Source organism: Micromonospora echinaurantiaca, assembly GCF_900090235.1.
In the GTDB taxonomy this organism is placed as follows: domain Bacteria; phylum Actinomycetota; class Actinomycetes; order Mycobacteriales; family Micromonosporaceae; genus Micromonospora; species Micromonospora echinaurantiaca.
In genome coordinates this window covers 5,393,192-5,418,497 of sequence record NZ_LT607750.1, presented here as the reverse complement: position 1 = coordinate 5,418,497, position 25,306 = coordinate 5,393,192, and the positions used below count along the sequence as shown (strand labels likewise).

Genomic DNA, 25,306 nt, shown 5'->3' with positions numbered 1-25,306 from the left:
GGCACCCGGTGCGCAGAATGACGATCTGAGGTAGGGCAAGATGGCGCCACGGCCCATTTCACAGCGTCGTGCGGGGCCAGGGGAGGGTGGAGCAGTGACTGACGTGCTGTGGACGCCGCCGGCGGACGTACGCGAGCGGTCCCGGATCGGGACCTACCTGAGCTGGCTGCGGGAGCACCGGGGGCTGGGCTTCGCCGGCTACGACGAGCTGTGGCGGTGGTCGGTCACCGACCTGGACGCGTTCTGGCGGTCGATCTGGGACCACTTCGAGGTCATCGCGCACACCCCGCCGACCGCGACGCTGGCCGACCGGGGGATGCCCGGCGCCCGCTGGTTCCCCGGCGCCACCCTCAACTACGCCGAGAACGTGCTGCGGATGCCCGGCCGCGCCGACGACGACCCGGTGGTCATCGCGCACGGCCAGACCCAGGAGCCGGTCACCCTCACCGCCGCCGACCTGCGCGAGCAGGTCCGCCGGGTGGCGGCCGGGCTGCGCCGGCTCGGCGTCACCGCCGGCGACCGGGTGGCGGCGTACGCGCCGAACATCCCGGAGACGTACGTGCTGCTGCTCGCCACCAGCAGCGTCGGGGCGATCTTCTCCTCCTGCGCGCCCGAGTTCGGCACCCGCAGCGTCACCGACCGGTGGCAGCAGATCGAGCCGAAGGTGCTGGTCGCGGTGGACGGCTATCGCTACGGCGACAAGCCGGTGGACCGCCGGGGCGAGGTGGCCGCCATCCGGGCCGCCCTGCCGTCGCTGGAGCACACCGTCGGCATCGCCTACCTCGACCCGGCCGGCGAGCAGCCGGCGGGCGCGATCTCCTGGGACGAGCTGGCGGCCGACACCGACGAGCCGCTCACCTTCACCCCGGTCCCCTTCGACCACCCGCTCTACGTGCTCTACTCCTCCGGCACCACCGGCCTGCCGAAGCCGATCGTGCACGGGCACGGCGGCATCCTGCTGGAACACCTGAAGATGCTCGCCCTGCACCACGATTTGGGCCCGGCGGACCGGTTCTTCTGGTTCACCACCACCGGCTGGATGATGTGGAACTTCCTGGTCTCCGGGCCGGCCGTCGGCGCGGCGATCGTGCTCTTCGACGGCAACCCGGGCCACCCCGACCTGGGCGCGCTCTGGCGGCTGGCGGAGCGGACCGGCACCACCTACTTCGGCACCTCGGCGCCGTTCCTGCTGGCCTGCCGCAAGGCCGGTCTGGTGCCCAAGGAGATCGCCGACCTCTCCGCGCTGCGCGGTCTCGGCTCCACCGGCGCGCCGCTGCCGGCCGAGGGCTTCACCTGGGTGTACGCCACCGTCGGCGACACCCTCCAGCTCCAGTCGCTCTCCGGCGGCACCGACGTGTGCACCGGCTTCGTCGGCGGCGTGCCGCTGCTGCCGGTGCACGCCGGGCGGATCACCTGCCGGGCGCTCGGCGCCAAGGTGGAGGCCCGCTCCGGCGACGGCACCCCCGTCATCGGCGAGCTGGGCGAGCTGGTGATCACCGAGCCGATGCCGAGCATGCCGGTCGGGTTCTGGAACGACCCGGACGGCACCCGCTACCGGGAGGCCTACTTCGACCACTACCCGGGGGTCTGGCGGCACGGCGACTGGATCACGATCGACGAGCGGGGCGGCTGCGTGATCACCGGCCGCTCCGACGCCACCCTCAACCGCGGCGGCGTCCGGCTCGGCACCGCCGAGTTCTACTCGGTGGTCGAGGGGCTGGACGAGGTCGTCGACTCGGTGGTGGTGCACCTGGAGGACGACGAGGGCGGCGCCGGTGAGCTGCTGCTCTTCGTGGTGCTCGCCGAGGGCCTGGAACTCGACGACGCGCTGCGCGCCCGGATCTGCCGCGAGCTGCGGACCGCGCTGTCGCCCCGGCACGTGCCCGACGAGATCCACCAGGTCCGGGCGGTGCCCCGCACCCTGTCCGCGAAGAAGCTCGAGGTGCCGGTCAAGAAGATCCTCACCGGTACGCCGGTGGACTCGGCGGCGGCCAAGGGCGCCCTGGCCAATCCCGAGTCGCTGGCGGCGTTCGCCAGCTTCGCCCAGCGCCGTTCCACCGAGGACCACCCCACCCCGGCCTGACCCGGCGAGGGCTCAGGGCAGCGTGCGGGTGACCTTCTCCGTCTCCGCCCGGGCCGGGAGGCGGGCGGGGTCGAGGTTGGCGCAGAGGACGGTGCTGGCGGTGGCGGTGAGCGGGGCCAGCAGCCAGTCGAGCGGGTCGGGGTACGCCGCCGTGTCGATCAGGACCCGGTCGCCGGGGGCGATGCCCAGCTCCGCCGCCCGCTCGACCGCGCGGGCGATCAGCTCCGGCTCGCCCGGCCCGGCCGGGGCGTACGGGGTGAACTGGTCGCCGTGCGTGCGTACCTCCACCACGTAGTCGGCGAAGCCGGGCGGCACCTGGGGCAGCGGTAGGGCGAACGGGTGCAGGCCGAGCGCGTAGCGCTCGTCGGCCGGCCAGGCGTCCGCCTCGCCGGCCCGGTCGGCGGTGGCGAAGAGCGCGCCCACCGGCCCCGGTTCCCGGGCCACCGCCAGCCCGGCCGACCAGCAGCCGAGCAGCACCCCCGCGGTCTGCCAGTGCGGCGGGAGCAGCACCGCGGCGGTGTCGCCCGGGCCCAGCGCCGCGCCGTCGACCAGCAGGTTGGCCGTCTTGGCCACCCAGTTCGCCAGCGTCGCGCCGGACAGCTCGGTCCGCTCGCCGGTGGCGTCGTCGTACCAGGTCAGCAGCGGGCGGGTGGGATCGGGCGCGATCGCGCCGGCGAACACCCGGGCAATGTTGTCGGCCATCGACGCGAACGATACGCCCCCGCGGGCCGTACTCGATGACGACGTCAAGTCGGCGTACCGTCGGGTCGCAGTCAGCGCCCGAGCCGGGCTCCGGCGTAGGCTTGCCGGAGTGTTGTTCCCCACAGACCCGCCAGTTCAAGGAGTCGCCCCGTGACCGCCGGTCGCCCGCCCCGCGTGCTCATCGACGCCACGAGTGTCCCCGCCGACCGCGGCGGCGTCGGTAGATACGTCGACGGCCTGCTCGGCGCGCTCGGCAAGGTGTGCGGGTCGGGGGTGGACCTGGCCGTGGTGAGCCTCCGCACCGACCTCGAGCGCTACACGCGGATGCTGCCCGGCGCGGAGATCATTCCCGCGCCGGCCGCCGTCGCGCACCGCCCGGCCCGGCTGGCCTGGGAGCAGACCGGCCTGCCGCTGCTCGCCCAGCAGGTCGGCGCCCAGGTGCTGCACTCGCCCTTCTACACCTGCCCACTGCGGGCCGGCTGCCCGGTGACGGTGACCGTGCACGACGCCACCTTCTTCACCGAGCCGGAGCACTACGACAAGTCCCGCCGCACGTTCTTCCGCAGCGCGATCAAGACCTCGCTGCGCCGCGCCGACCGGGTGATCGTGCCCAGCAAGGCCACCCGGGACGAGTTGATCCGGCTGCTCGACGCCGACCCGACCCGGATCGACGTGGCCTACCACGGGGTCGACCACGCCGCCTTCCACGCGCCCAGCGAGGAGGAGAAGGCCCGGGTGCGGGCCCGGCTCGGGCTGGGCAGCAGCAGCTACGTGGCGTTCCTCGGCGCCAAGGAGCCGCGCAAGAACGTCCCCAACCTGATCCGGGGCTGGGCCCGGGCGGTGGCCGACCGCACCGACCCGCCGGCCCTGGTGATCGCCGGCGGGCAGGGGCACGACGACGACATCGACCGCGCGGTGGCCGAGGTCCCCTCGCACCTGCGCCTGCTGCGCCCCGGCTACCTGCGCTACGCCGACCTGCCCGGCTTCCTCGGCGGGGCGCTGGTCGCCGCGTACCCCTCCTACGGCGAGGGCTTCGGCCTGCCGATCCTGGAGGCGATGGCGTGTGCCGCGCCGGTGCTCACCACCCCCCGGCTGTCGCTGCCCGAGGTCGGCGGCGACGCCGTCGCCTACACCAGCGAGGACGCCGACCAGATCGCCACCGACCTGGCCGCCCTGCTCGACGACGAGCAGCGCCGGCTGACCCTGGCCAAGGCCGGTTTCGACCGGGCCAAGGAATTCACCTGGGAGTCCAGCGCCGAGGTGCACATCGCGGCCTGGTCCCGGGCCCGGGCCTGAGGGCTGGTGCGGGGGGTCGACGACCGCGGCGTACCAGGCCGGGCGAATCGGGCATGATGTGCGGGTGATTTACGCCGTCATCCCGGCGGGCGGCAGCGGCACGAGGTTGTGGCCGCTGTCCCGCGCGGGCCACCCCAAGTTCCTCCACCCGCTGACCGGCACCACCGCCTCGCTGCTGCAGGCCACGGTGGAGCGGCTGGCGCCGCTGACCACCCCCGAGCGCACCCTGGTGGTCACCGGGGCCGCGCACGTGGCCGCGGTGGCCCGCCAACTGGCCGGCCTGCCCGAGGAGAACATCCTGGTCGAGCCCTCGCCGCGGGACTCGTGTGCGGCGATCGCGCTGGCCGCGGCGGTGATCGCGCTGCGCGACCCGGAGGCGGTGATGGGTTCGTTCGCCGCCGACCACCTGATCGCCGACTCGGAGAGCTGGGTGGCGACGGTCCGCGAGGCGGTCCGCGGCGCCGAGCAGGGGCTGCTGATGACGGTGGGGATCAACCCGACCCGCCCGGAGACCGGCTACGGCTACCTGCAGACCGGCGACCCGGTCGGCGACGGGCCGATGCGGCCGGTCACCGAGTTCAAGGAGAAGCCGAGCGCCGAGGTGGCCGAGGCGTACCTGCGCTCCGGGCGCCACCTCTGGAACGCCAGCATGTTCGTCTGGCGGGTGGACGTCTTCCTCGCCGAACTTGCCCGGCAGCAGCCGGCCCTGCACGCCGGGATCACCGCGATCGCCTCGGCGTGGGGGACCGAGGAGCAGGACGACGTGCTCGGCACCGTCTGGCCCACGCTGCCCCGGATCTCCGTCGACTACGCGGTGATGGAGGGCGCGGCGGCGGCCGGGCGGGTGGCCACCGTGCCCGGCGAGTTCGGCTGGAACGACGTGGGCGACTTCCACACCCTCGGCGACGTGCTGCCGGCCGACGCCGTCGGCAACGTGGTGCTGGGCGCGGCGAAGCCGGGGGTGCTGCTGCGGGACAGCAGCAACCTGGTGGTGGTGCCGCACTCCGGCCGGCTGGTGGCCACCGTCGGGGTGCACGACCTGATCGTGGTCGACACCCCGGACGCGGTGCTGGTCTGCCCCCGGGACCGGGCGCAGGACGTCAAGAAGATCGTCGACGAGCTCAAGGAGCGGGGCGAAGAGGGGCTCGTCTGAGCGCGGCCAGGGCCGGCGCGACGAGCTGCGCGGTCCCGCCGGCCAGCGGCTGCGGCAGCCGGTCCGGCGGGAACCAGCCCAGCGCCTCCGACTCGTCGCTGACCCGTTCCACCGCGCCGGGCGGGGCGAGGACGGCGAACCGGACGTCGTAGTGCAGCGAGCCGCCCTGGCAGGCGACCGGGTGGACGTCCACGTCGATCGGCACCGGGTCGACCCGCAGGCCGGCGATCCCGGACTCCTCGGTCGCCTCGCGCAGCGCGGCCCCGGCGAGCGTCCGGTCGGCCGGCTCGCAGTGCCCGCCGAGCTGCACCCAGCGCTTGAACCTGCCGTGCAGGCAGAGCAGCACCCGCTCGCCGGTCGGGTCGAGCACCAGCGCGCTCGCGGTGACGTGCCCGGCGCGGTGCGCCCGGCTCGTCGCCACCGGCCCCGCGGCCAGCAGGTCGAGGGTGCGGTCTCGGGCCGCGGCGGCGGCCGGGCTGGTCGGCGCCCAGGCGCCGAGCACCGCGAGCGCGTCGGCGTGCAGCGCCGGGTGCCCGGCCGGGTCGGTGGTGCGGGTGGCGGTCGTGGCGTCCGGCATCCCGACACTGTACGAGCCGCCGGTTCGTACCCTGGCCGGGTGACCCTGCGACTGCTCGAGTTCGTGGTCGGCGGCAACGAGGCCAGCGACCTGCTGCCGGTCCGCTCCGCGGCGCTGCTGCGCGCCCACGGCGCCCGGCGCGGCTTCTGGACGGTGCTCGACGAGGGCCCGGTGGAACACTGCCTGGCCCTGCTGCTGGAACTCGACGACGGCCGGTGGACGGCCCACCACGTCAGCGCCGACGCGGGTACGGAGAACGGCCGGACCGAGGACGGCGAGGCGCTCGCCCACCACGACGGCTGGGTCTACGTGTTCGGCTCGCACTTCGGTTCCAAGGGCGGGCCGCTGCGCCCGCGGCGCGCCTTCGTCGCCCGGTTCCGGGAGGACGACGCGGCGACCGGGGTGCTGCCGGTGCGGGTGGTGCGGAACCGGTTCCGGGTGCACCGGGCGGTCAACGACGCGCTCACCAAGGCGGCGTTCACCCCGCTGCCGCCCGGTGACCGGGTGCGGTCCCGGTTCGTCGAGGCGACCCTGGTGCGCGGCACCGCCCGGGCGAAGGGCTGGGTGAACCGGCTGAACCCGGACGACCTGCCGCTGAACGTCGAGGCGGCCGCGTTCACCCCGGCCGGCACGGTGCTGCTCGGGCTGCGGTTCCCGGTGACCGTCGACGGTGAGCCGATCCTGGTGGAGCTGGCCGGTGTGCCGGAGATGTTCGCCGACGTCCCGGCCTGGCCGACCGCGGTGGCCGCGTACGCGCTGACCGGGGTGACCCCGCGCGGCGCGCTCACCGGTTTCCGGGCCTTCGCGCCGGCCCCCGACGGCGGGTACGCGGCGGTGATCGGTTCGATCGACGCGCTGGGCAAGGGCTCGGTGCTGCTCGACGACCATCCGGCCGGCGGCGACGTCACCTCGCGGCACGTCCGGTTCCGGCTGCCGTCGCAGGGGCACCTGGCCGCCGGTGAGCTGGTGGCCGACCTGGCGCCGTTCCACCACGTCGAAGGACTGGCCGAGCTGGACGGACGGTGCTTCTACGTGACGGACGAGGACCACCGGGTGGCGCTCTGGGTCGGCTGAGCCGGCGGACCACCCGGGACGAGACGACCGGACGGCACCTCTGCGGAGCGTGGGCCGCAGACCCTCGTGGTGCCGCCCGGCCACCGGTTCCTCCCCGGTCCCGGCGCCCCGGGCACGTGGCGCGTCGTCGACGCGCCGGCCTCATCGGGCATCTGGAAGCATGCCTAACCGTCCCCGGGGGCGTCGAGGTTTTTCAGCCCACGCTTAAAGATGGAGATAAGTGCCGGCCAGGTACAGTGCGAAGGGTCGCCCGCCATCCCCCTGACCCGGCGGCGCGGGAGCGCACCATGCTGAAGATCTACTTTTCCGAGGAGGACATCCTCCGGACCCGGGTCGCCCCGGGTGCGGACCCGGTCTGGGAGCTGGTCCTCAGCCTGCACCTGCTGCAGGGGCGCAGCCGTGACCCGTTGATGGCCAACTGGCGGCGCTCGGTGGCCCAGGGGCTACGCCAGGAGAGCGCCTCCGAACGGCTCCGCCTGCTGTTCGCGCTGAACCCGCCGCGCGGTTACTTCCCCGACTTCCTGACCCCCTACCAGAGCGTCACCGGGTTCGAGGCCGGCCTGGACGCGGTCCGCAGCACCCCGGTCCCGCTGCTCCAGCGCGACCTCGCCCTGCTGGCCGGCGGCACCAGCCTGCCCGGGGGGGCCTCCGCGCTGGCCCGGGGCGAGCCGGAGTCGCTGCGGCAGCTCACCGGTGCCATGGAGCAGTACCGGTCGCTGGCCATCAACCCGTACTGGGCGCGGATCCAGGCGGCCGTGGAGGCCGACCGGACCCGCCGGGCCCGGGCCCTGCTCGACGACGGGGTGGAGGGGCTGCTGGCCAGCTTGCGGCCGGCGATGCGCTGGGAGTCCGGCATGCTCGAGGTGCGCGACTATCCGGACAGCCGGGAACTGCACCTGGACGGGCGCGGGTTGCTGCTGGTCCCGTCCTTCTTCTGCGCGCGCACCCCGGTCGCGCTGCTCGACCCGGCGCTACCGCCGGTGCTGGTCTACCCGGTGGACCGGTTGGGTGGCCTGGAGCCGGGCGGGGCCGGGTCCACCGCCGGCCGGGAGGCGCTGGCCGCGCTGCTCGGCCGCACCCGGGCCGCGGTGCTGGAGGCCAGCGACGACGGCTGCACCACCGGGGAGATGGCCCGCCGGTTGCGGATCTCCCCGGCCGCCGCGAGCCAGCACGCCACCGTGCTGCGCAACGCCGGCCTGCTGGTCAGCCAGCGCGACCGCAACACCGTCCTGCACACCCTGACCCCCCTCGGCCGCGCCATGCTCGACGCCTGACCCCACCCCGCCTGAGTCGAACCCGGTCGATCATGAGGTTGTTGTCGGTCGTCTCGGCGTGTCGTGCCAACAACTTCATGATCAACGGCGCGGTGCCTCAGAGGGCCAGGGCGGCGGTGGCGGTGGTGTGGGCGGGGGGTGGGAGGAGAGCGGAGGGGATGTTTTCGGCGGCCAGGGCGGTGCGGAGGCGTTGCAGGTCGGCGCCGAAGCGGACCAGGTCGGCCGGGGCGACCGGGGTGGCCGGGGAGCCGAGCACCAGGGTGCTGGCCTCGGCCGGCCAGCCGGGCACCGCGGCGACCAGTCCGGCGCGTACCTCCTCGTCGGCGACCAGGGTGAAGGTGGTGCCGGGCGCGACCACCTCGGCGACCGCGGCGATCGCCCGGCGCACCGCGGCCGGGTCGGGCGGGGTGGCGCCGGGGCCGTCCGGCAGGGTGGCGGCGGCGGCCAGCCCGGCGGCCCGCGCCTCCGCGGTGCCGAGTGAGAAGAGGTCCATCGAGGCGTCCCGGACCAGCGCCGCCGCGCCGACGCCGTCGTCCGGACCGGCCGCGCCCAGGTAGCCGCGCACCACCGCGACCGGAACCTGGTCGCACTTGCCCTTGACCAGCTCACCGGCGCCGGCCAGCTCGTCGACCACCGCCATCTGGGTCAGCTGGAGCTCGTTGCCGTACGGGTCGGTCTCGCCCCGGTGGTCGCGGATCGCGTCCATCCCGGCCACGCCGAGCGCCACGTCGGTGAGCCCGTTGCGCCACGGCCGGCCCATCGTGTCGCTGATGATCACCGCGACGTCGACGTGGTAGCGCTCGCGCAGCGCGGCCCGCAGCGCCCGGGCGGAGGCGTCCGGATCCTTGGGCAGCAGCACCAACCGGGTCTTGTCGACGTTGGACGCGTCGATCCCGGCCGAGGCCATCACGAAGCCGTGGTGGGTCTGCACGATCCGGGTGGTGCCCCGGGTCGCCACCACCCGCGCGGTCTCCGCGGCCAGCACCTCGTCCCGCGCGGCGAGCCGGTCCGGCCCGTCCGCCGGGACGTCCACCAGCCGCCCCTCCGCCTTGGAGACGATCTTGCTGGTCACCACCAGCACGTCGCCGTCGCGCAGCCAGGGCGCCGCGGTGGCGATCAGCGCCGCCAGGTCGTCGCCCTCGGTCACGTCGCCGATGCCCGGCACCGGCAGGATCTCCAGCCTCACGTCAACTCCACCGCGGCACGGACCATCGCCGCCGTCGCCGCCTCGTCGGTCATCCGCAGCGGCACCGCGCGGACCGTCACCTCCGGCACCACGGTGCCCTCGTCCTCCTCGGCGACCAGCCAGCCGTCGAGCAGTCCGCCCGCCGCCCGGCCGCCGTAGAGCCGGCCCACCCCGGCCGCGCTGCACTCGACGCCGAGCACCTCCAGGCAGCGGTCGGCCATCCCGCGGACCGGCGCGCCGCCGATGATCGGCGACACGCCGACCACCGGGGCCGGACCGTCGGCGACCGCCTCGCGCAGCCCGGGCACCGCCAGGATCGGCGCCACGCTCACCACCGGGTTGCTCGGCGCGATCAGCACCACGTCCGCGCCGGCGATCGCCTCCGCCACGCCGGGCGCCGGCTTGGCCGTCTCGGCGCCGACGAAGACGAACCGGTGGGTGGGCAACTGGGCCCGGTGGCGCACCCACCACTCCTGGAAGTGGATCGCCCGCTGGCCGCCGTCGAGGTCGACCACCACGTGCGTCTCCAGCCGGTCGTCGGTCGCCGGCAGCAGCCGTACGCCGGGCTGCCAGCGGGTGGCCAGCGCCTCGGTCACCGCGTGCAGCGGGTAGCCGGCGTTGAGCATCGTGCTGCGCACCAGGTGGGTGGCGACGTCCTTGTCACCCAGGCCGAACCAGGTCGGCTCGGCGCCGTACGCGGCCAGCTCCTCCTTGACCGTCCAGCTCTCCCCGACGCGCCCCCAGCCCCGCTCGGGGTCGGCGCCACCGCCCAGGGTGTACATGACGCTGTCCAGGTCCGGGCAGACCTTCAAGCCGTGCAGCAGCAGGTCGTCGCCGACGTTGACCACGGCGGTCACCTCGGCGCCGACCTCCCGCGCGTACGCCCGGACGCCGAGCAGGAAGCGGGCGCCCCCGATGCCGCCCGTCAGAACCACGATGCGCATGCCGACCATCCTCGCGCACGTGACGCCGTCGGTCCGCCGGAGGCCGGGGAGACTAGGCTCACGTCGGCAACTGTCCGCTTTCGCCCCCAGGGGGATCTTCGTGACCAGCCCCGCCGAGCCCGCGTCCACCGACGCGACCCGGGCCAGCCAGCTGACCAAGCCGTTCCGCGAACCCGCCGCGCTCGTGCTTCTCGGCGCGAACGCCGTGCTGCTGTTCGTCGGGCTGATCCGGTTGCTGACCCCGACCGAGTACGGCACCTTCACCGGCCGGGCCGGGACCGCCTTCTACGCGTTCGCCGGTTGGGAGGCGGTGGTGCTGCCCGTGCTGGCCGTGCTGCTGGCCACGCACGTGCAGCCGGTGGTGGCCAAGGCGAAACTGATCACCCAGGTGGCGCTCGTCGAGTACGCGGTCAGCGCCCTGTTCGGTGTGCTGACCCTGCTCATCTGGACGGTCGGCCGGCTGTCCCAGGGCGAGGTGCTCGACTCGCTGCTCGGCCTGCTCGCCCGGGTGGCCTGGCTGGCCGTCTTCGCGGCCGCCGGCTACGTCGTCTACACGGTGTGGCGGAAGCTCTACTACGTACCGAAGCCCAAGCCGCAGCCCGGCGTCTACGGCCAGCCCCAGCCCGGCTGGCCGCAGCAGGGTGGCTACCCGGCGCCGGGCCAGGGTGGCTACCCGGTGCCCGGCCAGCCCGGCGCCTATCCGGCCCCCGGCCAGCCGACCGGCTGGACCGCCGCCCCCGGTCAGTACGGTGGCCAGCCGGCCGGGCCGTACGCCCCGCAGTCGGCGCCGCCGGCCCCGCAGTCCGCGCCGCCGGCCAACCCGGTCCCCGGCTTCGGTCAGTCGGACAACCCCGTCCCGGGCTTCGGGCAGCCGCAGCCCGCGCCGCCGTTCGGCCAGCCGCCCTCGGCCGACCCGACCCAGGCGATCCCGCGCCAGTCCGCCGAGCCGACCCAGGCCATCCCGCGCGACGGCGACAGCGACCGCACCCAGCGGATCAACCCGGGCGACAACCCCGAGCAGCCTCGCTGACCCGGCACCCCGCGCCCGCGCTCGCCTCCGAGCGCGGGCGGCGGGGCGGGGTGGGGTTTCCCACCGGGTGGCCGGGGCGGGCGGGGCGGGGTGGATCAGCGCATAGGCTGAGCGGATGGTTGATCGCACCGACCCGGGCCCGAGTGACGCGAGCGTGCGCCGGGCGCTGCGCCGGGCCGAGACCGGGCGGGCGCTGGACGTCGACGAGGCGACCGCACTGCTGAGCGCCCGGGGCGCCGCGCTGGACGAACTGCTCCGGATCGCCGGCGCCGTACGCGACGCGGGCCTGCGCGAGGCCGGGCGGCCCGGCGTCATCACCTTCTCCAAGAAGGTCTTCATCCCGCTCACCCGGCTCTGCCGGGACCGCTGCCACTACTGCACCTTCGCCACCGTGCCGCACCGGCTGCTGGCGGCCTTCCTGGACCGCGACGAGGTGCTGGCGATCGCCCGGGCGGGCGCGGCCCAGGGCTGCAAGGAGGCCCTGTTCACCCTCGGCGACCGGCCCGAGGAGCGCTGGCCGGCCGCCCGCCGCTGGCTGGACGAGCGCGGCTACGACTCCACCCTGGACTACCTGCGCGCCTGTGCGGTGGCGGTGCTGGAGGAGACCGGCCTGCTGCCGCACCTGAACCCCGGCGTGCTCTCCTGGGCCGAGTTGCAACGGCTCAAGCCGGTCGCGCCGAGCATGGGCATGATGCTGGAGACCACCGCGACCCGGCTCTGGTCGGAGCCGGGCGGCCCGCACTACGGCTCGCCGGACAAGGAGCCGGCGGTGCGGCTGCGGGTGCTCGACGACGCCGGCCGGGTCGGCGTGCCGTTCACCACCGGCATCCTGATCGGCATCGGCGAGACGCCCGCCGAGCGGGTCGACGCGATCTTCGCGATCCGCCGGGCGCACCGCGAGTACGGCCACCTCCAGGAGGTGATCGTGCAGAACTTCCGCGCCAAGCCGGACACCGCGATGCGCGGCATGCCCGACGCGGAGCTGCACGACCTCGCCGCCACGGTGGCGGTGGCCCGGGTGCTGCTCGGCCCGCGGGCCCGGATCCAGGCCCCGCCCAACCTCATCGCCGGCGAGTACGACCTGCTGCTGCGGGCCGGCATCGACGACTGGGGCGGGGTGTCGCCGCTGACCCCGGACCACGTCAACCCGGAGCGGCCCTGGCCGCAGCTCGACGAGCTGGCCGGGCACACCGAGAAGTCCGGCTTCACCCTGCGCGAGCGGCTGACCATCTACCCGGAGTACGTCCGGGCCGGCGACCCGTGGCTCGACCCGCGGCTGCTGCCGCACGTGACCGCGCTGGCCGACCCGGCCACCGGCCTCGCCGTCGAGCAGGCCCGGCCGACCGGCCGCCCCTGGCAGGAGCCGGAGGAGGTGTTCGGCGGGCGGACCGACCTGTACGCCAGCATCGACACCACCGGGCGTACCGGCGACCGGCGGGGCGACTTCGACAGCGTCTACGGCGACTGGGCCGAGGTGGCCACCAAGGTCGGCGCCGCGCCGGCCGGGCCGGGTGGCGGCGACGCCGACCTGCGGGCCGGGCTGCGGCTGGCGGCCGACGATCCGGCCGCGCTGCTCGACCCGCGGCACACCGACGCCGCGTTGGCGCTCTTCGCCGCCGACGGCCCGGCGCTGGACGAACTCTGCCGGCTGGCCGACGACGTCCGCCGGGACACCGTCGGCGACGACGTGACCTACGTGGTCAACCGCAACATCAACTTCAGCAACGTCTGCTATGTCGGGTGCCGGTTCTGCGCCTTCGCCCAGCGGGAGCGGGACGCCGACGCGTACCGGCTCTCGGTGGACCAGGTCGCGGACCGGGCCGAGGAGGCGTGGGCGGCCGGCGCCACCGAGGTCTGCCTGCAGGGCGGCATCGACCCGAAGCTGCCGGTCACCGGCTACGCCGACCTGGTCCGCGCGATCAAGGCGCGGGTGCCCGGGATGCACGTGCATGCGTTCTCGCCGATGGAGATCGTGACCGCCGCCGCCAAGGCCGGCGTGCCGGTGCGGGAGTGGCTGGGCCTGCTGCGCGACGCCGGGCTGGACACCATCCCGGGCACCGCCGCGGAGATCCTCGACGACGAGGTGCGCTGGGTGCTCACCAAGGGCAAGCTGCCGGCCGCCGCCTGGGTCGAGGTGGTCAGCACGGCCCACGAGCTGGGCATCCGGTCCAGCTCCACGATGATGTACGGCCACGTCGACCATCCCGGCCAGTGGCTCGCGCACTTCCGGGTGCTGGCCGGGGTGCAGGACCGCACCGGCGGGTTCACCGAGTTCGTGGCGCTGCCGTTCGTGCACACCAACGCCCCGATCTACCTGGCCGGCATCGCCCGGCCCGGGCCGACCTGGCGGGAGAACCGGGTGGTGCACGCGATGGCCCGGCTGCTGCTGCACGGGCGGATCGACAACATCCAGTGCTCCTGGGTGAAGCTCGGCGACGACGGCACGGCGGAGATGCTCCGCGGTGGCTGCAACGACCTCGGCGGCACCCTGATGGAGGAGACGATTTCCCGGATGGCCGGCTCCGCCAACGGGTCGGCCCGGACCGAGGAGCAGTTGCGGGCCATCGCGGCGAAGGCCGGACGACCGGCCCGCAGACGTACGACCGCGTACGGTCACCCGCGTCCGTAGCGTCGAACCTTTCCCCGCCGCCGGCCGTACCACTGGACGCCGGCGGCGGTCGCGGCGAGGACCGCCGCCGGCATCCCCGCAGGGGCCCGGCGGCGTCGTTCCGCGGCGCGGCGCCGGCCCTGGTCCGCCACCCGGGCGCACCCGCGCCGCAGCCGGAAAGGTTGCCCATGACCAGTGATCAGCGGAAGCGGCCCTGGCCGCGCCTGACCCGACGGCAGACGTTGACAGCGGCGGCCAGCGCCACGCTCGGCGCGGCCGCCCTCACCGTGCCGGGCCTGTCGGCCGCGCAGAACGCCCCCGACGCGGCGGCCGACGAGCCGATCGTCGTGCACCTGCGGGACGCCGCCGCCGGAAAGCTGGACGTCTTCGTCGGCACCACCCGGGTCGAGGTACGCGACCGCGGCCTGACCGACCGGCTGCGCCGCGCCGCCGGCCGGGCCTGAACGGAGGGTGGTCCGCCATGTCTTCCCACCGCGAGGCACCGGAGATAGCCAAGGACCCGGTCGCCGACTCGTCCGACCTGTACGCGTTCGTCAGCCCCGACCGGCCCGACACGGTGACCCTGATCGCGAACTACGTGCCGTTGCAGTTGCCGTCCGGCGGGCCGAACTTCTTCGAGTTCGGCGACGACGTGCAGTACGACATCAATATCGACAACGACAGCGACGGTCGTCCCGACATCGTCTACCGTTTCGAATTCACCACCGAGATCACCAATCCGAACAGCTTTCTCTACAACACCGGCCCGATCGACTCACTGGACAGCGAGAACTGGAACCGGCGGCAGTTCTACAGCCTGACCCGGATCGCCGACGGCCGCGAGCACCGGCTGGCGCACAAACTGCCCTGCCCGCCGTGCAACGTGGGCCCGCTCTCCACGCCCAACTACACCGACCTGGTCCAGCAGGCCACCTACAGCCTCTCCACCGGCGAGCGCGTCTTCGCCGGGCAGCGGGCCGACGGCTTCTTCGTCGACCTGGGCGCGGTCTTCGACCTCGGTACGCTGCGCCCGTTCCAGCAGCTGCACGTGGCCGGCAGGAAGGTCTTCCGGGCCGAGGGCGAACCGGTGAACGCGACCGACCGGATGAACGTGCACAGCATCGCGTTGCAGGTGCCGCTGGGCAAGGTGCGCCGGCGCGCCAACCGCTACGGGGTGGCCGACCAGGCGTCGGTGATCGGCGTCTGGACCTCGGCCGCACGGCGGCAGGCCCGGGTGATCGGCGGCGAATCGGGGCGGGGCGTGGCGGCGGGGCCGTTCGTCCAGGTGTCCCGGTTGGGCAATCCGCTGTTCAACGAGGTCATCGTGCCGATGTCGCAGAAGGACCTGTGGAACTCGCTGCCGCCGACGGAGGACAAGCGGTTCGCCCAGTTCGTCGAGCAGCCGGAGCTGGCCGCCCTGCTGCCGGCGCTCTACCCGGGCGTCTTCGGCAACCTGGACCGGCTGAACAAGGCGAAGAAGGCCCGGGCCGACCTGGTGGCGATCCTGCTCACCGGCGTACCGGCGGGACTGATCGACGGGTTCACCAACGCCACCGGCGACGTGCAGGCCGACATGCTGCGGCTGAACACGGCCATCCCGCCCAGCCGTCGGCCGGACCGGTTCGGCGTGCTCGGCGGCGACCTGGCCGGGTTCCCGAACGGCCGCCGACCCGTCGACGACGTGGTCACCATCGCGCTGCGGGCCATCGCCGGGCTGACCGTGCCGCTGGTCGACCGGACGTTCCGGCCGGACGCGGCGGCGGCCGCGGTCACCCCGGGGCTGAGCGCCGCCGACGTGACCGCCGGGTTCCTGCCGGCCTTCCCCTACCTGGGCACGCCCTACGACGGGTTCAACAACCCACCGGCGGCGAGGTGACGGGAGAGCGGATGGAGCACGCGTACGGGCCGTCGGAGACCGGCAGCGTCGTCCTGGACCTGGGCGGCGACACCGGCGCCCTGATCATCTACACCGGACGGGACCTGCGCGGGCGGGAGATCGAGATCAGCCGGACCGCCGACTCGGCGGCGGGTGCCGACGACGCGCCACGCACCCACTCGGCGGTGCGGGAGCGGCGGGTCCGCGACGGCACCTTCCACAGTGCCGTCTACCCGGACCTGCCCGGCGGTCTCTATACCGTCTGGTGGGACGACCGGACGCCGGCCGGCGCGGTCACCGTCAGCGGCGGCTCGGTCGCCGAGTTCGTCTGGCCGACCAGGGTCCCGCCGGGTGGCGGCTGACCCCGTCCAGCTCACCGAGCACCGCGCTCCGTCCACATTGTGGGCGGAGCGCGGTCGGCGTTTCCGGCTCGACGGGCGGTCCTGGCGTCCTCGGGTTAACCTGGCACCCATCAAGATCACCATCTTGATGGGTGATCTCCCGGGAGTCCTCGCCGGCGCGCCCGTCCCGGGCCGGCGCGGCGACGCCACGGGAGAAAACTCGGGCAACTCGCCGGAGAGGGCGTTACTCGGCCGGGGTCTGAATCGATAGGGCAGGTTGCGAGGCCGGGTGGTCGCGGTGACTGTCCGGATGCGTGTCGGGAGGGCGACTCCATTATCAAGTTTGGCTTGACGGCGCACGCATTACACGCGTGTAATTTGAATGGGGTTGTTCGCACGGAACGCAACAAAACGGGACCGGACGGACACGCACGCCTTTCGCGTGGGGGGTTGCAGCGGCGATGACGCCGGTGCGCGACAAGGAGGCATCAGATGGACGGCCAGCTTGAGGTGGCCGACCTGCTCGGAAACGCGCCGGAGTGGCAGGAGCGGGCGCTGTGCTCGCAGACCGATCCGGAGGCGTTCTTTCCCGAGAAGGGCGGTTCGACCCGCGAAGCGAAGCGGATCTGCTCGCGCTGCGAGGTCAAGACGGAATGCCTCGAATACGCTCTCGGCCACGACGAGCGGTTCGGGATCTGGGGTGGGCTCTCCGAGCGGGAGCGGCGCAAGCTGAAGCGGCGGGCCGCCTGAGCGGTGCCGGGCCGGGGCGGTGGGGGCCGCCCGGCTCGGACCCGGGCGCCACGGCGCCCGTCCGATGGGCGGTGACGTGGCCGCCCGGCACGCGGGCGCCGGCCCGGCCGGGTGCGGTCAGGCCAGCTCGTCGGGATCGACGCCGAGCAGGTTCGCCACCTGCTCGATGATCACGTCATGTACCAGGTCGGCGAGGTCCTCGCGGTCCATCGCGCGGAACTCCAGCGGGCGGCGGTAGAGCACGATCCGGGGCGGCACCTCCTGCCGGCCGGGGCGGCCGGGCAGCAGCCGGGCGAGCGGCACCTCACCGTCCTCCAGCACGTCGGAGTCGTAGACGTTCAACTCCGGTGGCACGTCCTCGACCGCGAACTCGACCCCGGCCAACTCCTTGGCGAACCGCCGTTCCAGCGTCTCGACGGTGTCCAGGACCAGGTCGTCGAAGACCTCCGCCTTGGTCCGGGCCAGCGGCACGGTCGCCGGCACCAGCCGTCCGCGCAGCCCGCGCCCGTGCCGGTCACGGTGGGCGCGCCGGCCGGCGCCGGGGCGGCGGTGTTCCGGGCTCGTCATGAGGCAAAGGGTAGCCCCCGGGCCAGCCTAGCCTGCGGCAGTGCCGCCACCGTGGCGCGGCGCGGCCGGGCCGGTCGAATTGTGATCACCATGACGGGCGTGTCGCAACGCGAAGCGGTGCGCCGGAGCCGGTAATGGAGATACCCTGCCGCCGTGAGGTCACCACGGCGCTGCTCCCGTAACGGCTGCCCCCGGCAAGCGGTCGCCACATTGACCTATGTCTACAACGAGTCGACCGCCGTGGTGGGCCCGCTGGCGGCCTTCGCCGAGCCGCACACGTACGACCTCTGTGAGCCGCACGCCCGCAGCCTGACCGCGCCGCGGGGCTGGGACGTGGTCCGGCACGAGGGCGAGTTCGAACCGCCGCCGCCGACCACGGACGACCTGGTCGCGCTGGCCGAGGCGGTCCGCGAGGCCGCCCGCCCCACCCCCCGTCCCCCCGAGGACGACCACGACCTCCCCACCCCCGGCCACACCGCCCGCCGCGGCCACCTCCGCGTAATCCCCCCCAACCACTGACCCCACCCGGTCCGTCCCCGCGCCCGCCGGTTTCCGCCGTTGATCATGAGGTTGGCGGCGTTTTCGATCTCCCGTGCTGCCGCTAACCCCATGATCAACGGGGTGGAGTCGGGTTGAGGCTGGTGGGAGTGGGTTAGTGGCCGAGGAGGTGGGAGAAGGTGGCGGCGCGGCGGGAAGGGCGGTCCTTGCGGAGTTCGGCGGCGTCGGCGGAGGACATCAGGCGGAGGCCGGCGTTGACGGCCAGCCAGCGCAGGGGCTCCGGCTCCCAGCGGGGGGAGCGGTGGTTGACCCAGGGGAGGGCGGTCAGGTCGGTGCACTCGCCCCGGATCAGGTCGGCCAGCGTACGGCCGGCGAGATTGCTGGTGCCGACGCCGTCGCCCACGTACCCGCCGGCCCAGGCGAGCCCGCTGGCCGGGTCGTAACCGACCGAGGCCGCCCAGTCCCGGGCCACCCCGAGCGGCCCACCCCAGGTGTGCGCCACCGGCACGTCCGGGCCGAGCACCGGAAACAGCTCGCCGAGCGTACGGCGCAGCGCCGCGAAGACCCGTGGCTCCCGGTCGTACCCCGGCCTGACCCGGGACCCGAAGTGGTACGGGGCGCCCCGCCCGCCGAAGGCGAGCCGCCCGTCGGCGGTGCGCTGGCCGTAGATGATGACGTGCCGGTGGTCGGAGAAGGTCTCCCGTTCGGCCAGCCCGATCCGTTCCCAGATCCGGGCCGGCAGCGGCTCGGTGGCCACCATCAGCGAGTAGACCGGCGCGACCGTGCGCCGCTGCCCGGGCAGCATCGGCGTGTAACCCTCGGTGGCCCGGACCACCACCGGCGCCCGTACCGAGCCGGCCGGGGTCACCGCCGCGCCCGGGGAGATCGCCGTCACCGGGGTGCGCTCGTGGATGGTCACCCCGCGCCGCTCCACCGCCCGGGCCAGGCCGCGGACCAGCCGCGCCGGGTGCACCGCCGCACAGTGCGGCGTGTACGTGCCGCCGAGCACGCCGTCGGCCGCGCACCGGGCCGACGCCTCGCCGGCGTCCAGCAGCGCCAGGTCCGCCGGGCCGAGTCCGAACTCCCGGGCCTCCTCGACGGCCGCCCGGGCGCGGGCGAGCTGCGGGCCCGTCCGGGCGAGCACCACCGTCCCGCCGTACGCCCAGTCGCAGTCGATGCTCTCGGCCGTGACCACCCGGCCGACCTCGCGCACTGTGGCCTGCACGGTGCGCTGCATGGCGAGCGCGGCGTCCCGGCCGTGCCGGCGGGCCAGCGCGGGCAGCGAGGTGGGGAAGAGCGCGGAGCACCAACCACCGTTGCGCCCGGAGGCGCCGTACCCGGCGATCTCCGCCTCCAGGACCGTGATCCGCAGCGTCGGGTCGGCCCCGGCCAGGTAGTACGCCGTCCACAGCCCGGTGTAGCCGGCCCCGACGATCACCACGTCGGCGTCGGCGTCCCCGGGCAGCGGCGGGCGCGGGACCAGCGGTTCGTCCACGCTGGAGAGCCAGTAGGACAGCTTCGGGTAACACATCACCACTCCGGGGGCGGCAGGTCGAAGCGGAGCGCGGGGTCGGGTTCCGGGCGGCCGAGCGACTCCACGATCGGCATCACGCCGGCCCACACCTCGCGAGACAGGTCCTCGGGCGGATCGTCCGGCGGCCCGGCGCTGATCTTCACCGAGCACTCGGCCAAGGGCAGCGCGAGCACCAGGGTGGCCGCCAGTTCCTTGGCCGACGGCGGCCGGATCACCGCCCACCGGCCGGGCAGCAGGTGCTCGGAGATCCGCTCCAGCGCGGCCAGCTTCTCGTCGCCGTCGAGGCTGGCCAGGGTGCCGAGCACCATCGCGCAGCGGTAGTTCATCGAGGACTCGAAGGCGCTGCGGGCCAGCACCAGCCCGTCCAGCAGGGTGACCGTCAGGCAGGCCGGCGCGCCGGCGGCGAGGTGCCGGAACAGCCGGCTGCCGGTGGAGCCGTGCACCAGCACCCGGTCGCCGTTGCGGGCGTAGCCGACCGGGAGGGCGTACGGCTGGTCGCCGTCGACGATCGCCAGGTGGCCGACCCGGCCGGTGTCGAGCACCGCGTACAGGCTCGCCCGGTCGTGCGCCGCGAGGTCGGGCAGCCGGCGTACGCGGGTGCGCGTCGTCCGCCCGACGTCGGCGTCGGCCGGTGACCGGGCCCCGGCGCAGCGGGACCCGGCCGCGGCGGGCGAAGGCCCCGACCCGCCGGTCAGAGGCGTGCCCATGCCTCGGTCAGCACGGCGCGCAGGATCTGCTCGATCTCGTCGAACTGCTGCTGCTCGGCGATCAGCGGCGGGGCGAGCTGCACCACCGGGTCGCCCCGGTCGTCGGCGCGGCAGTAGAGCCCGGCGGAGAAGAGCGCGGTGGAGAGGAAGCCGCGCAGCAGCCGCTCCGACTCGGCCTCGTCGAAGGTCTCCCGGGTGGTCTTGTCCTTGACCAGCTCGATGCCGTAGAAGTAGCCGTCGCCCCGGACGTCGCCGACGATCGGCAGGTCGTGCAGCTTCTCCAGGGTGGCGCGGAACGTCGCCTCGTTGGCCCGGACGTGCCCGATGAGGTCCTCGCGGGCGAAGACCTCCAGGTTGGCCAGCGCCACCGCGCAGGAGACCGGGTGCCCGCCGAAGGTCACCCCGTGGGCGAACATGCCGGTCTCGGTGAGGAACGGCTCCATCAGCCGGTCGCTGGCGATCATCGCGCCAAGCGGGGCGTAGCCGGAGGTGATGCCCTTGGCGGTGGTGATGATGTCCGGCTGGTAGCCGTAGCGGACGGCGCCGAAGTACTCGCCGAGCCGGCCCCAGGAGCAGATCACCTCGTCGGAGACGAGCAGCACGTCGTACGCGTCGCAGATCTCGCGGACCCGCTCGAAGTAGCCGGGCGGCGGTGGGAAGCAGCCGCCGGAGTTCTGCACCGGCTCCAGGAAGACCGCCGCCACCGTGTCCGGCCCCTCCCGCTCGATGGCGCGGCCGATCTCGTCGGCGGCCCAGCGGCCGAACGCCTCCGGGTCGTCGCCGTGCTCCGGCGCCCGGTAGAAGTTGGTGTTCGGCACCTTGATCCCGCCGGGCACCAGCGGCTCGAAGTCGCTCTTGATGCCGGGCAGACCGGTGATCGACAGCGCGCCCATCGAGGTGCCGTGGTAGGCGATGTAGCGGCTGACCACCTTGTACTTGTTCGGCTGGCCGGTGCGCTTGAAGTAGGCCCGGGCCAGCTTCCAGGCCGCCTCGACGGCCTCGGAGCCGCCGGTGGTGAAGAAGACCCGGTTCAGGTCGCCGGGGGTGAGGGCCGAGATCTTCTCGGCCAGCTCGACGGCCTTCGGGTGGGCGTACGACCAGAGCGGGAAGTAGGCCAGCTCGCCGGCCTGCTTGGCGGCGGCCTCGGCCAGCTCCGCGCGGCCGTGGCCGGCGTTGACCACGAAGAGCCCGGCGAGCCCGTCGAGGTAGCGGCGGCCCTGGGCGTCCCAGACGTACGCGCCCTCACCGCGGACGATGGTCGGCACCTCGCCGGCGGAGTAGCTCGCCATCCGGGTGAAGTGCATCCAGAGGTGGTCGGTGGCGTTGGCCATGTCAGCCCCATCGGGTCTCGGGCCGGTCAGGGGACACCGGCCGCTCTGCCCACGGTTATCCCACAGCGCGAGCCCGGAAAGCAAGTGGGATCGGTGGTCTATCGCCGATCCGGCAACGGATTCAGCGAGTGGCAAGACTGTGAACAACGGAATCCGCATCGATCGGGTTGGGGCCCCGAATCGGTGGTCCGGGGCGGGTCGCGGGCGTGGTGGCCCAACCTTTGGGCGCTGTCGAGCCCCATCTGTGCGACCACGCCGACCCCCCCCAGGTGGTCGGCGGGCCCTTTGGAGCTGAACCGTTTGCGACATCACGCCCGCAGGGTCGCTCCGGTGCGAGTCGGTTACGACGTCGCGCTGTGGGGGCGCTGCGGACCGGGTGGGCTGCGGCATCGCGCTGCGGACCGGGTGGGCTGCGGCATCGCGCTGCGGACCGGGTGGGTTGCGGCGTCGCGCTGCGGGGTCGCTCGGGGCCGGGTGGGTTGCGGCGTCGCGGTGCGGGTCGCTCAGGGCCGGGTGGGCTGTGGCGTCGCGGTGCGGGTCGCTCGGGGCCGGGTGGGCTGCGGGGTCCCGGTGTGGGGCGTTCCGGGTCGGGTGGGCTGCGGGGTCCCGGTGTGGGGCGTTCCGGGTCGGGTGGGCTGCGGGGTCCCGGTGTGGGGCGTTCCGGGTCGGGTGGGCTGTGGCGTCGCGCTGCGGGGTCGCTTCGGGTGAGTCGGTTGCGACATCAGCTCCAAAGGGCGCGTCGACGGGATGGCCGGGACAGTTCCGGGGCCTTCTCCGGACACTGGCCGGGCCATCGCAGATGCGCGAAACAGGTCCCGCCCCAACACGCCGGCGCGCTCGGGACATCGACACGTAGCGTCGCTATCGTGCGCCGGAGCGTGAGTCCCGGGTGGAGGGTGGATCCGATGGCGAACGAGGTGCTGCGGGTGGCGATGGCGGAGAAGGGCGAGACCGTCGAGTCGCTGGCGGCGAAGGTCAGCGTCGACCCGAAGACGGCCGGCCGGTGGCTCACGTCAGGACGCATCCCGCATCCGCGCACCCGGATCGCGGTCGCCGAGGTGCTCGGCCGCGACGCCGCCGAGCTGTGGCCGGAACCGTACCGCCGGCGCGACCTGCCCTGGTTCCGACCGTGGGCAGAGCTGGAGCAGGACGCCACGTCAATCCGGTCATACGAGCCGCTGCTGGTGCCGGGACTGTTGCAGACGGAGCGGTACGCCCGTGCGGTGCTCAGGACCGGTGGCCTGCTGCCGGCGCCCGAGGTGGACCAGATCGTGGCAGGCCGGCTGGAGCGGCAGGAGATTCTCTGCCGCGAGGAACCTCCGCAGCTCGTCGTCGTGATCGACGAGGTGGTACTGCGCCGGTTGGTCGGCGACCGGGCGGTGATGGCTGAGCAGTTGAGCCATCTGGCCGCGATGGCGCAGCGGGAGCAGGTGCAGATCCGGGTGATTCCGGCCGACGGGCCGTGGCATACGGGGCTGGCTGGGCCGTTCGTGTTGGCTCGCCTGCCCGACGGCGCTGAGGTGGCCTATCTGGACAATCAGCTCCGTGGTCAGATGGTGACCGACAGCCGCGACATTGCTAGCCTGAGCCGGAGGTGGGAGAGCGTCACCGGTGAGGCGCTACCCCGCCGCCGGTCGATCGCACTGATCCGGGAAGTGGCGCAGACATGGACCTGACCGACGCCCGTTGGCGTACCGCCACCCGCAGCAGCAACAACGGCGGCAACTGCGTCGAGGTGGCTGACAATCTGCCGGGCCGGGTGCTGGTCCGCGACAGCAAGGACCGCGACGGCGGCACGCTCAGCTTCACCCCGGGCGCCTGGCGGGCGTTCATCGGGATGGTCGGGGGGCCCGAGGGCGCCGACTGATCAGGCGGTGCCCCAGGTGTAGGTCTGCTTGCGCAGCTTCAGGTAGACGAACGCCTCGGTGGAGAGCACGCCCTCGACCGCGCGCAGCCGTTGCAGGATCGCCAGCAGGTGGTCGTCGTTGCGGCAGACCACCTCGGTGAGCAGGTCGAACGAGCCGGCCGTGATCACCACGTAGTCCACCTCCTCCAGTTCGGCGAGCCGGTCGGCGACCGCCTCCAGGTCGCCGTCGGTACGCAGCCCGATCATGGCCTGGCGGGGGAAGCCGAGCTGGAGCGGATCGGTCACGGCGACGATCTGCATCACCCCGGCGTCGAGCAGCCGCTGCACCCGCTGCCGCACCGCGGCCTCGGAGAGCCCGACCGCCTTGCCGATGGTCGCGTACGGGCGGCGGCCGTCCTCCTGGAGCTGCTCGATGATCTGTTTCGCCACGTCGTCGAGCAGAGCGTGACTGGCGCCTTCACGCACGGCTACCCGCCGCCCGCCGTTGCCGTTGTCCTGCTGCCGGTTCGTCATCGACCGCTCCCCATGTCCGTTCCCGGGCTGAGCCTAATGCCCTCGCGCAGTGTGGCGTATTTCGTCGTGGAGAGCTAATCCCGCAACGGAATCCCTTGTAAGGGAGGTCACCTCATGTCAGGATCAGTCGTCCACCGCACTTGACCCTCCCGCCGGCGCGCCACCCCCGTCCCGCCGCCGACGATGACCATTTAGGAGTCGTCACATGCGAACTCCCCTTCGGCCCCTCACCCGGCGTGGACTGCTCACCGGCACCCTCGGTTCGGCGGCGCTGCTCGCCGCCGGCGGCGCCCTGACCGGCTGCGGCACCAAGGGCGCCCAGCAGACCGAGGCGGGCTGCGTCAGCGAGGACCTCTCCGGCACCGAGAAGAAGCTCGCCTTCTCCAACTGGCCGCAGTACATGGACGTGGATGAGAAGGACGAGTCGAAGCGGCCCACCCTCGACGCGTTCATCGCCAAGTCCGGCATCGCGGTCACCTACACCGAGGACGTCAACGACAACAACGAGTTCTTCGGCAAGGTGCAGAACCAGCTCGCCGCCTGTCAGGCGACCGAGCGGGACATCATGGTGCTCACCGACTGGATGGCCGCCCGGATGATCCGGCTCGGCTGGATCCAGAAACTGGACAGGTCGAAGCTGCCCAACGTCGAGGCGAACCTGCTGCCCTCGCTGCGTGGCCGCTCCTTCGACAAGGACAACCAGCTCGCCATCCCGTGGCAGTCCGGCCTGGCCGGCCTCGCCTACAACGGCAAGGTGACCACGGAGATCCGTACCGTCGACGAGCTGCTCACCCGTCCCGACCTCAAGGGCAAGGTGACCGCCCTGTCCGAGATGCGCGACACCATGGGCCTGCTGCTCCAGTCGAACGGGCACGACCCGTCGAACTTCACCCCCGCCCAGTTCGACGACGCCCTGAACAAGCTCAAGAAGGCCGTCGACTCCGGGCAGATCCGCAAGTTCACCGGCAACGACTACGCCCCCGACCTGGCCAAGGGCGACATCGCCGCGTGCATCGGCTGGTCCGGCGACGTCATCCAGCTCGGCTTCGAGGACGAGAAGGTCAAGTTCGTGGTGCCCGAGTCCGGCGTGATGCTCTGGTCGGACAACATGCTGGTGCCGAACAAGGCCACCCACAAGGCCAACGCCGAGCAGCTGATCAACTACTACTACGACCCGGCGGTGGCCGCCCAGCTCGCCGCGTACGTGAACTACATCTGCCCGGTCCAGGGGGCACAGGCGGAGATGGAGAAGATCGACCCGGAGCTGGCGGCCAACCCGCTGATCTTCCCCGACGACGCGATGCTCGCGAAGTCCAAGGTCTTCATGGCTCTGGACGAGAAGCAGGAACGCGAGTACGAAGGCAAGTTCCAGCAGGTCATCGGGGCGTGACGGGA

General features: G+C 73.5%; 24 protein-coding genes. 15 read left to right on the top strand and 9 right to left on the bottom strand.

Annotated elements, in window-relative coordinates; translation table 11 throughout:
* Positions 1 to 94: 94 nt before the first annotated feature.
* Entirely contained in the window at positions 95 to 2,083 is a 1,989-nt protein-coding gene (locus GA0070609_RS24370) for an acetoacetate--CoA ligase (protein WP_088995935.1), read from the top strand.
* Between the two features lie 12 nt (positions 2,084 to 2,095).
* Here the strand turns inward: GA0070609_RS24370 and GA0070609_RS24365 are convergent, their stop codons facing one another.
* Positions 2,096 to 2,785 (bottom strand): TIGR03089 family protein, encoded by a 690-nt coding sequence (locus GA0070609_RS24365; RefSeq protein ID WP_088995934.1) that lies wholly within the window; start codon positions 2,783 to 2,785, stop codon positions 2,096 to 2,098.
* Positions 2,786 to 2,935: 150 nt separating this feature from the next.
* Here GA0070609_RS24365 and GA0070609_RS24360 point away from each other — a divergent pair, with 150 nt between their 5' ends.
* Together GA0070609_RS24360 and GA0070609_RS24355 are read left to right on the top strand one after the other, a co-directional pair.
* A complete protein-coding gene (locus tag GA0070609_RS24360) occupies positions 2,936 to 4,081 on the top strand; it encodes a glycosyltransferase family 4 protein (RefSeq protein WP_088995933.1) in 1,146 nt (381 codons plus the stop codon).
* Positions 4,082 to 4,145: 64 nt separating this feature from the next.
* Entirely contained in the window at positions 4,146 to 5,234 is a 1,089-nt protein-coding gene (locus GA0070609_RS24355; protein ID WP_088997940.1) for a mannose-1-phosphate guanylyltransferase, read from the top strand.
* On the opposite strand, the gene GA0070609_RS24350 is transcribed toward GA0070609_RS24355, so the two are convergent.
* The gene (locus GA0070609_RS24350) at positions 5,203 to 5,811 is read right to left on the bottom strand and encodes an NUDIX hydrolase (protein ID WP_088997941.1); all 609 of its coding nucleotides are present in this window, start codon (positions 5,809 to 5,811) and stop codon (positions 5,203 to 5,205) included. The genes GA0070609_RS24355 and GA0070609_RS24350 overlap by 32 nt on opposite strands.
* Before the next feature lie 39 nt (positions 5,812 to 5,850).
* Between GA0070609_RS24350 and GA0070609_RS24345 the strand changes: the two genes are divergently transcribed.
* Together GA0070609_RS24345 and GA0070609_RS24340 are read left to right on the top strand one after the other, a co-directional pair.
* Positions 5,851 to 6,885, top strand: a complete 1,035-nt coding sequence (locus tag GA0070609_RS24345) for a hypothetical protein (RefSeq protein ID WP_088995932.1) — start codon at positions 5,851 to 5,853, stop codon at positions 6,883 to 6,885.
* Positions 6,886 to 7,172: 287 nt separating this feature from the next.
* Positions 7,173 to 8,159, top strand: coding sequence for an ArsR/SmtB family transcription factor (locus GA0070609_RS24340; protein WP_088995931.1), 987 nt, complete (start codon positions 7,173 to 7,175; stop codon positions 8,157 to 8,159).
* 97 nt (positions 8,160 to 8,256) lie between these two features.
* On the opposite strand, the gene GA0070609_RS24335 is transcribed toward GA0070609_RS24340, so the two are convergent.
* Positions 8,257 to 9,345, bottom strand: a complete 1,089-nt coding sequence (locus GA0070609_RS24335; RefSeq protein WP_088995930.1) for a coenzyme F420-0:L-glutamate ligase — start codon at positions 9,343 to 9,345, stop codon at positions 8,257 to 8,259.
* Positions 9,342 to 10,289, bottom strand: coding sequence for a 2-phospho-L-lactate transferase (gene cofD / locus GA0070609_RS24330; protein WP_088995929.1), 948 nt, complete (start codon positions 10,287 to 10,289; stop codon positions 9,342 to 9,344). The genes GA0070609_RS24335 and cofD overlap by 4 nt, the downstream gene beginning before the upstream one ends.
* A gap of 100 nt (positions 10,290 to 10,389) precedes the next feature.
* Between cofD and GA0070609_RS24325 the strand changes: the two genes are divergently transcribed.
* The 6 genes from GA0070609_RS24325 to GA0070609_RS24300 all read left to right on the top strand — a co-directional run bounded on the left by GA0070609_RS24325 (position 10,390) and on the right by GA0070609_RS24300 (position 16,894).
* Positions 10,390 to 11,319, top strand: a complete 930-nt coding sequence (locus tag GA0070609_RS24325) for a hypothetical protein (RefSeq protein WP_088995928.1) — start codon at positions 10,390 to 10,392, stop codon at positions 11,317 to 11,319.
* A 115-nt stretch (positions 11,320 to 11,434) separates the two neighbouring features.
* Complete coding sequence (locus GA0070609_RS24320) at positions 11,435 to 13,948, top strand: bifunctional FO biosynthesis protein CofGH (protein ID WP_088995927.1); 2,514 nt, start codon at positions 11,435 to 11,437, stop codon at positions 13,946 to 13,948.
* 167 nt (positions 13,949 to 14,115) lie between these two features.
* On the top strand, positions 14,116 to 14,391 hold the full coding sequence (locus GA0070609_RS24315; protein WP_088995926.1) for a hypothetical protein: 276 nt from the start codon (positions 14,116 to 14,118) through the stop codon (positions 14,389 to 14,391).
* A gap of 17 nt (positions 14,392 to 14,408) precedes the next feature.
* Entirely contained in the window at positions 14,409 to 15,803 is a 1,395-nt protein-coding gene (locus GA0070609_RS24310; protein WP_088995925.1) for a DUF4331 domain-containing protein, read from the top strand.
* A gap of 11 nt (positions 15,804 to 15,814) precedes the next feature.
* Entirely contained in the window at positions 15,815 to 16,165 is a 351-nt protein-coding gene (locus GA0070609_RS24305) for a phospholipase (RefSeq protein ID WP_088995924.1), read from the top strand.
* A gap of 471 nt (positions 16,166 to 16,636) precedes the next feature.
* Positions 16,637 to 16,894, top strand: coding sequence for a WhiB family transcriptional regulator (locus GA0070609_RS24300; RefSeq protein WP_007455784.1), 258 nt, complete (start codon positions 16,637 to 16,639; stop codon positions 16,892 to 16,894).
* Positions 16,895 to 17,011: 117 nt separating this feature from the next.
* On the opposite strand, the gene GA0070609_RS24295 is transcribed toward GA0070609_RS24300, so the two are convergent.
* On the bottom strand, positions 17,012 to 17,461 hold the full coding sequence (locus tag GA0070609_RS24295; protein ID WP_088995923.1) for a metallopeptidase family protein: 450 nt from the start codon (positions 17,459 to 17,461) through the stop codon (positions 17,012 to 17,014).
* A gap of 153 nt (positions 17,462 to 17,614) precedes the next feature.
* On the opposite strand from GA0070609_RS24295, the gene GA0070609_RS24290 reads away from it, so the two are divergent.
* Positions 17,615 to 17,980: a DUF3499 domain-containing protein gene (locus GA0070609_RS24290; RefSeq protein WP_088995922.1), complete on the top strand. Its 366-nt coding sequence runs from the start codon at positions 17,615 to 17,617 to the stop codon at positions 17,978 to 17,980.
* Between the two features lie 133 nt (positions 17,981 to 18,113).
* Here the strand turns inward: GA0070609_RS24290 and GA0070609_RS24285 are convergent, their stop codons facing one another.
* Genes GA0070609_RS24285 through GA0070609_RS24275 form a run of 3 tightly spaced genes read right to left on the bottom strand, consistent with a single transcriptional unit; the run spans position 18,114 to position 21,531 of the window.
* Positions 18,114 to 19,490, bottom strand: a complete 1,377-nt coding sequence (locus GA0070609_RS24285) for an NAD(P)/FAD-dependent oxidoreductase (protein WP_088995921.1) — start codon at positions 19,488 to 19,490, stop codon at positions 18,114 to 18,116.
* A complete protein-coding gene (locus GA0070609_RS24280) occupies positions 19,490 to 20,200 on the bottom strand; it encodes a pyridoxamine 5'-phosphate oxidase family protein (protein ID WP_088995920.1) in 711 nt (236 codons plus the stop codon). Before GA0070609_RS24280 ends, GA0070609_RS24285 begins: the two co-directional genes overlap by 1 nt.
* The gene (locus GA0070609_RS24275; RefSeq protein ID WP_088995919.1) at positions 20,185 to 21,531 is read right to left on the bottom strand and encodes an aspartate aminotransferase family protein; all 1,347 of its coding nucleotides are present in this window, start codon (positions 21,529 to 21,531) and stop codon (positions 20,185 to 20,187) included. Before GA0070609_RS24275 ends, GA0070609_RS24280 begins: the two co-directional genes overlap by 16 nt.
* A gap of 905 nt (positions 21,532 to 22,436) precedes the next feature.
* Here GA0070609_RS24275 and GA0070609_RS24270 point away from each other — a divergent pair.
* Complete coding sequence (locus GA0070609_RS24270) at positions 22,437 to 23,207, top strand: helix-turn-helix domain-containing protein (protein ID WP_088995918.1); 771 nt, start codon at positions 22,437 to 22,439, stop codon at positions 23,205 to 23,207.
* Entirely contained in the window at positions 23,198 to 23,398 is a 201-nt protein-coding gene (locus GA0070609_RS24265) for a DUF397 domain-containing protein (RefSeq protein WP_088995917.1), read from the top strand. The genes GA0070609_RS24270 and GA0070609_RS24265 overlap by 10 nt, the downstream gene beginning before the upstream one ends.
* Here the strand turns inward: GA0070609_RS24265 and GA0070609_RS24260 are convergent, their stop codons facing one another.
* Positions 23,399 to 23,911 (bottom strand): Lrp/AsnC family transcriptional regulator, encoded by a 513-nt coding sequence (locus GA0070609_RS24260; RefSeq protein WP_088995916.1) that lies wholly within the window; start codon positions 23,909 to 23,911, stop codon positions 23,399 to 23,401.
* Between the two features lie 205 nt (positions 23,912 to 24,116).
* On the opposite strand from GA0070609_RS24260, the gene GA0070609_RS24255 reads away from it, so the two are divergent.
* Entirely contained in the window at positions 24,117 to 25,301 is a 1,185-nt protein-coding gene (locus GA0070609_RS24255) for a polyamine ABC transporter substrate-binding protein (RefSeq protein ID WP_088995915.1), read from the top strand.
* Positions 25,302 to 25,306: the final 5 nt, after the last annotated feature.